1 protein-coding gene is annotated in these 1,642 nt (G+C 71.3%); it reads right to left on the reverse strand.

Features of this window, described 5'->3' with window-relative positions:
* Positions 1-110 precede the first annotated feature (110 nt).
* A complete protein-coding gene (locus tag ABZ371_RS32445; protein WP_358686492.1) occupies positions 111-956 on the reverse strand; it encodes a C40 family peptidase in 846 nt (281 codons plus the stop codon).
* Positions 957-1,642 lie beyond the last annotated feature (686 nt).

Genomic DNA, 1,642 nt, shown 5'->3' on the forward strand with positions numbered 1-1,642 from the left:
GGCCGTCACTCCCGAGGGGGAGGGACGGCCCGTCACCGTATCCGGGTGCGGCGGTGCGCCCGCGACCGGGCACGGAGGTGTCCGGTGCGTGTGCGCCACGCGCTTGTGAATCAGAGAACGCGGACGGCGCCCGACGGCGGGTCGTAGTCGAGGGACTTCTGGACCACACCGGTCGAGGAGTTCTGCGCGCCGACGAACTGGCCGCCGCCCACGTAGATCCCGACGTGGTACGCGCTGCCCGCACCGCCCCAGTACAGGATGTCGCCGGGCTGCAGGTTGCTGAGCGAGACCTGGGTACCGGCGGTCGACTGGCTCTGCGAGACGCGCGGCAGGTCGACGCCCACCGTGCGGAACGCGGCCTGGACCAGGCCGGAGCAGTCCCAGGAGTTGGGGCCGGTGCCGCCGGAGACGTACGCGTCCCCGATCTGCGACTGCGCGAACGCGACGACGGACGCCGCCGAGCCCGTGGCGTTCGAGGAGTACGTCGACGCGGAGGAAACGGAGGAGCCGGATGAGCTGGATGAGCCGGAGGAGCCCGAGGAGGCGCTGAGCGTCGTGCGCTCGGCGCTGCGGGAGGCGCGCTCGGCGGCCTCCGCCTTCTCCTTGGCGGCCGCCTCGGCCTTCTTCTCGGCCTCGGCCTTGCGGACCGCCTCGGCCTTGGCCTTCTTGGCGGTCTTCGCGGCGTCGGCCGCCGCGGCGTCCTCGTGCGCCTGTGTCTCGAGGTCGAGAGCGACCTGCTGTGTGGCCTGCGCGGACGCGGCGACGGTGGTGGAGAACCCGGCCGTGATGGTGGGCATCTCGATGGTCTGGGTCACCGGCTCGGCCTGGGCCGGACCGGCGGCGCCTGCGACCGCGATGGTGCTGAGGACGCCACCGGCAACTCCTGCCCGCAGCGCCGTCTTCGAGGCACTCTGGCGGGGCTTCCGGTGGCTGGGTATGTGAGCGGTGTGGGACATGGGTACTAGCGCTATCAGGGCTGTAGGGGTCTCATCAAGAAACGTGTGTTGCGACACAGTTACGTTCGGAATCTATGAATCCGCTTGTCGAGCGCCCTTATTGACGCCCTAACGGGCAAAACGGACTCGCTGCATCGTTGGCGTGAACTCGGGTTTTCAGCAATACGCCCGAATTGCCCGCCGCTTACCATCCGTTCACACGCTTGGCCAAGCCCGCTTTAATCTCCGCACATGTGGAGTGACGCAGGTCACAGGATGCGTCCGCCGGAAGAGGCAACCGCGCGCCTGCGGCAGCGGGTGAGGGCCGGTGCGGCTCGCTTCCTGTCACGCTGTGACCTATTGGCGAGTCATGCCCCTTTTGCGCGTGACGCTTTCGGTGGGGGCGCCGTCGCGGAGGGGGCGGGTGCCCGGTGCGGCCGTCGGTGAGTCGTCTGCCGTCTGTCGCCTCCGGCCGGTCGCCTGCTCCCCGGATCCTCGGAACCGCCGGAGGTGTCGGGCTCGGTGGGAGGGGCAACCCGCCCGGGGGCCGGTGGGCCCACGTCGTCACCCGCCCTCCGGGGGGCCGCCGGGCTCGTGTCGCGCCCCACCCCGGGCCCGGCCGCCCGCCGCACTCATCCCGCACAAGCCCCGCTCGGCGTCCGGCCGCTTGTGCCCGGGTCCGTCCGCCGGCCAGTGGCGCCCGCCTC

The organism is Streptomyces sp. NPDC005899, from assembly GCF_040629645.1.
Taxonomy (GTDB): Bacteria; Actinomycetota; Actinomycetes; order Streptomycetales; family Streptomycetaceae; genus Streptomyces.

Coding starts and splice junctions, on each gene's coding strand:
- ABZ371_RS32445 (WP_358686492.1), bottom strand. CDS start 956: ATGTCCCACACCGCTCACATACCCAGCCACCGGAAGCCCCGCCAGAGT.